7 protein-coding genes and 1 pseudogene are annotated in these 6,000 nt (G+C 66.9%); 6 read left to right on the top strand and 2 right to left on the bottom strand.

What is annotated here, in order from left to right; translation table 11 throughout:
- Positions 1–327 (top strand): annotated as a pseudogene (locus tag ACTOXK_RS10275) (dihydroorotase); the annotation flags it as partial.
- 475 nt (positions 328–802) lie between these two features.
- Here the strand turns inward: ACTOXK_RS10275 and ACTOXK_RS10270 are convergent.
- Both ACTOXK_RS10270 and ACTOXK_RS10265 read right to left on the bottom strand, forming a co-directional pair.
- Positions 803–961 (bottom strand): response regulator transcription factor, encoded by a 159-nt coding sequence (locus tag ACTOXK_RS10270; protein WP_482278015.1) that lies wholly within the window; start codon positions 959–961, stop codon positions 803–805.
- Positions 886–1,404, bottom strand: a complete 519-nt coding sequence (locus tag ACTOXK_RS10265; protein ID WP_482278017.1) for a hypothetical protein — start codon at positions 1,402–1,404, stop codon at positions 886–888. Before ACTOXK_RS10265 ends, ACTOXK_RS10270 begins: the two co-directional genes overlap by 76 nt.
- Here ACTOXK_RS10265 and ACTOXK_RS10260 point away from each other — a divergent pair.
- The 5 genes from ACTOXK_RS10260 to ACTOXK_RS10240 all read left to right on the top strand — a co-directional run bounded on the left by ACTOXK_RS10260 (position 1,397) and on the right by ACTOXK_RS10240 (position 5,973).
- Positions 1,397–1,840 carry an FAD-binding protein gene (locus ACTOXK_RS10260; RefSeq protein ID WP_482277990.1) on the top strand — a complete coding sequence of 148 codons (444 nt, stop codon included), beginning with the start codon at positions 1,397–1,399 and terminating at the stop codon, positions 1,838–1,840. The two genes, ACTOXK_RS10265 and ACTOXK_RS10260, sit on opposite strands and share 8 nt — an antisense overlap.
- Positions 1,841–2,101: 261 nt before the next feature.
- Entirely contained in the window at positions 2,102–3,079 is a 978-nt protein-coding gene (locus ACTOXK_RS10255; RefSeq protein ID WP_482277991.1) for an ABC transporter substrate-binding protein, read from the top strand.
- A 12-nt stretch (positions 3,080–3,091) separates the two neighbouring features.
- Positions 3,092–4,090, top strand: coding sequence for a FecCD family ABC transporter permease (locus tag ACTOXK_RS10250; RefSeq protein ID WP_482277992.1), 999 nt, complete (start codon positions 3,092–3,094; stop codon positions 4,088–4,090).
- Positions 4,083–5,087 (top strand): FecCD family ABC transporter permease, encoded by a 1,005-nt coding sequence (locus ACTOXK_RS10245; RefSeq protein WP_482277993.1) that lies wholly within the window; start codon positions 4,083–4,085, stop codon positions 5,085–5,087. Before ACTOXK_RS10250 ends, ACTOXK_RS10245 begins: the two co-directional genes overlap by 8 nt.
- Positions 5,088–5,100: 13 nt before the next feature.
- Entirely contained in the window at positions 5,101–5,973 is an 873-nt protein-coding gene (locus tag ACTOXK_RS10240; RefSeq protein WP_482277994.1) for an ABC transporter ATP-binding protein, read from the top strand.
- The last annotated feature ends 27 nt before the right edge of the window (positions 5,974–6,000 follow it).

Genomic DNA, 6,000 nt, shown 5'->3' with positions numbered 1-6,000 from the left:
CCCTTCGGCATGACCGGCCTGGAGACCTCCCTCGGCCTCGTGCTCACCCATCTGGTGCGCGCCGGCGTCATCGACTACGGCCGCATGGTGGAGGCCATGGCGGTGGCCCCCCGCGCCATCCTGCGCCAGGAGCCGGTGAAGATTCAGGCCGGCTGCACTGCCGATCTCACAGTCATCGACCCCGAGGCCGCCTGGACTGTGGCCGTGGACGACTTCTGTTCCAAGGCCAACAACTCCGGCTTCATCGGCGCCGAGCTCGTGGGCCGCGCCACCGACGTCTACGTGGGCGGCTGGGCTACTATGGAGGACGGCGCCATCGTCGAGTAGTCCCGGCTTCCGACCGCACCGCTCTTGCAAGACCCCCTTCAGCGAAGGGGGTCTTTTCTATGGGAGCTGGCAAGCGCTGCTGAATGGCACCCTATGCATCGTTCCCGATTGCCCCTTCCCGTCGTCGTCGGACGATGGCACAGCGCCGGTGCAGAGCTGTACCGTGCAAGCGCCGGCTATATGCGGCTTCGTTACGGTCTGTTCGGAGACCTAACAAACAACGAGGGTCCTTTTCTCTCCGAGATCCCTTCGATTGCGAAGAAAATGACGGTTCTCGTAGTCTTATGTCGCCGGGAAATCAAAGCGAGGACTTCTAACCTGGGAAAACTCCAAGTTCATAGAGTGTTTTCGCGCTCATCTCATCGGGCAAGCTACGAGAACCGTCATTTTCTTCGCGTTTGGCCCCATCTAGATCGGTGGCACACGAAGCTGCACCGATCAGGTGCCGAGGGGGCGCACGGTGTGTCGTGTGGCGTCAGCGTCTCTGCCCTAGCATTTCCAGCAGTTCGTCTCGGGTGTGTACGCCGACTTTTTGGTAGATGTGGCTCACATGGGTCTTTACGGTGTTGTAAGACAGGCACATCTTGTCGGCGACGGAAGGGAGTGTGCGGCCGCGGGCGAGATGCCGGAGGATTTCTCGCTCGCGCGTCGAAAGGCCGAAGGCGAGCGCGAATGTCTCCACAGCGTCTTCTCGATCGGCTCCAGCTGCCTCGCGTGCGGCTTTCCCATCTCCCCCTGCACCCATCCCGCATGGACGATTGAGGTGTAGGAGATGAGGGCGAACCCGATGAGCAGCCCCAGATCGATGGCGAATGTTCCCAGACCGAATACGCGCACCGGGAAGCGCGTGCGCGTATCGGCGAGATAGGCGAACTCCGTGTATATGTAGATGAGGAAGAGCTGGTAGCCGGTCTGCATGATATAGGCGCCCCAGGTTGCCATGCCGGATCCCACGACTGACAGAATGAGAAGGCCTCCGGCCATGAGCGGCACGATGAGTCGGGAGAACAGGTGGCTGAGACTGTGGCCAGCCAGCCGGTGGTCTACGGCGACGGCCAGGGCGACGAAGGTGCCCACGCAGGCGAACAGCGTCAGCGAACCCGATCTGGTGCGCGCTGATACCCTGGCCGAGGCCGCTGCGGCCCTCAAGCTGGATGCCGATGTCCTGCAGAAGACTATCGACGACGATAACGCTGCCTGTGCGGCCAGTGTGGATACCGAGTTCGCCAAACCGGCGGCATCGCTGGTGGCTGTGGGCACGGCGCCGTTCTACATTGCCAAGCTGAACCAGTACTATCTCATGTCGGTGGGCGGCATCGAGTGCGACATCAACGCCCGGGTGGTCGATAGCGCGAAGACGCCCATCGAAGGCCTTTACGCCGTGGGCACCGACGGCTGCATGCTGCACCGCAACATCTACACCATCAACGTGGGGGGGAGCACCTGCAACTGCAACAATATCAACTCTGGCCGTACGGCGGCCAATCATGCCCATAGCTTGATAGGCGCGTAACGCTTCAAAGCCATCCCTCCCCAGGCGGCCTCTTGCGAGGCCGCCTTTTTATATTCAGGGTGCAACAAAAGAGGTTCAGGGGAGAAACAGGTGGATTACCGGGTCGTTTGGTGGTAGAGGGCAATGACTACAATGAATAGACAGCGCTCTTGTGGAGGTTTTCTCCCTGGTTTTGCGCGATAAGTAAACCTGTGCTAACATCTTCCGCCGTGAGTTTGCTAAAGCTAACTTAACTGGTCACCATTGAGAAAGGAACCACCTATGGCCCCCATTTCCCGCCGCACCTTCGCCGCCTTCCTCGGCGTCGCCGCCCTCACTCCCGTGCTCGCCGGCTGCTCCGGCACCCCTTCGGCTTCCGACGACGGGACCGGCGCCGCTGCCGACGATGGCGCCGCCTCGGCCATGCGCACTGTGGACACCGACAAGGGCCCCGTGGAGATTCCCGCGAACCCCCAGACCATTGTGACCGACTACTACCTCGGCGAGTTCCTGGCCGTGGACGTGAAACCGGTCATCGCGAGCCCCTACGCCCTGAACAACCCCTTCCTCGCGGGGCTGTGCGACGGCATCGAGGCCCTGAACACCACCTCGGCGGAAACCTCCCTGGAGATGATCGCCGAGAAGCAGCCCGATCTCATTGTCACCATTACCGAGGCCGACTATGACAAGTACGCCAAGATCGCGCCGACGGTCTACATCGCCGACGGCACCCGCACCGACGAGGAGTTGTTCCGCTACATCGCGGGGCTTGTGAACAAGACCGAGGCGGCCGAGGCCTACATCAACGAGTTCAACGACAAGGTGGCCACGGTGAAAGACGAGATCGTGGGCATTGTGGGGGACCGCACCGTGTCCATCCTGGAGGTGTGGCCCCAGGAGATCTACACCATGGGCAGCCACTTCGCCCGCGGCGGCTCCATTCTCTACGACATGTGGGGGCTGAAGGCGCCGGCGGCCATCCAGGGCTCCATGGTGGAGGGCGACGAGGCCTATAAGGTCATCGCCGTGGAGGCGCTGCCCGATTATGCCGGCGACTTCATCTGCTACGGCGTGCTGGACGGGGCCGACGCGGCCTATGTGGACGATTCCCAGCTGTGGAAGAACCTGCCTGCCGTGAAGAACGGCCTGGTCATGCCCTACGAGCAGGTGGCCTTCATGCACCGCGATCCCATCACGCTCACCAACCAGCTCCAGGCGTTCACGGACTTCTTCCGCGCCCACGCCGCCCCGGCGGCCTAGGGGAGCGGCTCCTTGTCGCGTCTGAGAACATCGCTGTTTCTGATTGCCGGCACCGCGGCCGTGGCCCTGGCGGCCGGGCTCTCGCTGTTCGTGGGGAGCACGGCCATCGCGCCCGACCAGGTGCTCGGCGCGCTGCTGTCGCCCGACATGGCGAACCAGGAGCACGTGGCCGTGCTCGAGCTGCGCGGGCCCCGCACCCTGGGGTGCATCCTCGTGGGGGCCGCCTTCGCCGTGGCCGGCGCCATCATGCAGGGGGTCACGCGCAACCCCCTGGCCGATTCGGGGCTTCTGGGCATCAACGCCGGCGCGGCCTTCGCCCTGGCGCTGTGTTTGGCCCTTGTGCCGGGTATGAGTTTCGCCGGGGTGGTGGCCTGCTCGTTTGTGGGCGCCGCCTTCGCCCTGGCCGTGGTGTTCGGGGCCGTGAGCTTCCGCCGGCGCCATATGGACCCGGTGCTTTTGGTGTTGGCCGGCTGCGCCGTGGGGCTCTTCCTCACGGCGCTGGCCCAGGGCGTGGCCATCTTCTTCCATATCGGCTACGCGCTCACCTTCTGGACGGCCGGGGGCGTGGCGGGCATCCGCGCCGACAGCCTGGCGCTCGCCGCGCCCTTCATCCTGGTGGCCCTGGCGGTTTCCGTCGCCCTGGCCCGGCGGGTGAGCGTGCTGTCCCTCGGCGACGAGGCGGCCGCGGGCCTCGGCGTGGCCGTGGGGAAGTCCCGGGCGCTGTGCCTGGTGGTTGTGCTCGTGCTGGCCGGGGCCGCCGTGGCCCTGGCGGGACCGGTGGCCTTCGTGGGCCTCATGGTGCCCCACATCGTGCGCCGCTTCGTGGGGGCCGATTACCGGGCCGTCATTCCCGCCTCGCTCGTGGGCGGGGCGCTGTTCATGCTTCTGGCCGATGCTTTGGCCCGCACTCTCATCGCGCCGAGCGAGGTGCCCATCGGCATCATCTTCGCCCTGATCGGCGTGCCCTTCTTCATCTGGTGCGCCCGGAAGGAGGCGATGGGCCTTGACTGAGACGCTGAGGCGCCATCGCGGCGCAGGAGTGATCGCGCTTCTGGCCCTGGGGGCCGCCCTCGCCCTCTGGGCCGACGTCAACGCCGGCTACCGCAGCATCTCCATGGAGGAGCTGGGGCAGATTCTGTCCGGCACGGCCCCGGCGAGCTTGGCCTACACCCTCGTGGAGCTGCGCCTGCCCCGGGTGCTCACGGCCCTGCTCGTGGGCGTGGGGCTGTCTTTGGCCGGGTGCCTTCTCCAGGGGGTGTCCCGCAACGACATGGCCGACCCGGGTGTGCTCGGCATCAACGCCGGGGCGGGCCTGCTCGTTGCAGCGTTCATCGTGTTCGTGCCCGCTGGCGCGGTGCCGAGTGCCGTGGCCCTGCCCCTGCTCGCCTTCGCCGGCTCGGCGGCGGTGGCCTTTGCCGGCTGGCGGCTGTCGGTGGTGCGCGGCGCCTCCAGCCCGCGGCGGCTGCTGCTCATAGGTGTGGCCCTGGCCACGGGGCTCTCCAGCGCCACCTCGCTGCTCATGCTGTCGCTACCCGATGGGGACTACGCCTTCGTGCAGAACTGGATCGCCGGCAGCATCTGGGGCGCCACGTGGGAGAACGTCGCCATTCTGGCCGTCGGGCTCGGGGTGCTCACGGCGCTTGCGCTCTACGGGGCCCGCACGCTGAACGTGCTGGGGCTCGGGGCGGCCGCGGCCACGGGGCTGGGCGTGGCGGTACCCCGGGCCACGGCGGCGCTCACGGCCGTGGCCGTGGGAGCCTCGGGGCTCTGCTGTGCGGTGGGCGGCGGCCTTACCTTTGTGGGGCTCGTGTGCCCGCACATGGCCCGGCGCCTCGTGGGACCGAACTTTCGCCTGCTCGTGCCGGCCAGCGTGCTCGTGGGGGCCATCCTCATGCTCGCCGCCGACATCGTCTCGCGCACGCTGCTCTCGCCCAACGAGATTCCCGTGGGCATCGTGGCGGCGGTCATCGGCGCCCCGTATTTCCTGTATTTGCTGGCCAGATCCTAAGGAGGGGAGTGCCGTGGAACCGACTGTGACGCCATCGACGACGGGCGAGGGGAAGATCGCCTTCTGCGAGACCTGCGACCGCACCTGCGAGCGCTTCGCCGACGCCGCCCTGCGGGGCGAGGCCGTGGCCGTGGGCTACGGGGACCGCCTCATCATCGAGCCTCTGGACGTGGCCGTGCCCGCCGGCGAGGTGACCGCCATCATCGGCCCGAACGGCTGCGGGAAATCCACGCTCTTGAAGGCCCTCTCCCGCACCATGCCCCTGGTTGGCGGCGCGGTGTATTTGGACGGCCGCGCCATCGCCGAGATGCCCACGGCCGAGGTGGCCCGCAAGATGGCCCTGCTGCCCCAGGCCCCCGAGGCCCCGGGCGGCCTGACCGTGGGCGAGCTGGTAGCCTTGGGCCGTTACCCGCACCAGAAGGGCTTCGGGCGCCTCGCGGCCCGCGACCGCGAGATCATCGCCTGGGCCCTGGCCATCACGCACCTGGGCGATTTCGAAGCCCGTGCGCTGGACGCCCTGTCCGGCGGCCAGCGCCAGCGGGCCTGGATCGCCATGGCGCTCGCCCAGGACACCGACCTCATCCTGTTGGACGAGCCCACCACCTACCTGGATATGGCCCACCAGCTGGAAGTGCTCGAGCTGTTGCGCGATCTGAACCGCCGCGAGGGCAAGACCATCGCGCTCGTCATCCACGAGCTGAACCTGGCCGCCCGCTTCGCCGACTGGATGATCGCGCTCAAGGCCGGCTCCATCCGCGGGGCCGGCACCCCTGAGGAGGTCATGACCCCGGCCATGCTGCAGGACGTGTTCGGCTTGGACGCCCTCATCGAGCCCGACCCCTGGACCGGCCGCCCCAGCCTCGTGAGCTACCGGCTGGCCCGCTAGGGGACGGGACGGCTTTCGCGGCGGGGC

Source organism: Adlercreutzia sp., assembly GCF_056795635.1.
The sequence above is the reverse complement of the archived record's forward strand: the minus strand, read 5'-3'. Positions and strand labels throughout refer to the sequence as shown.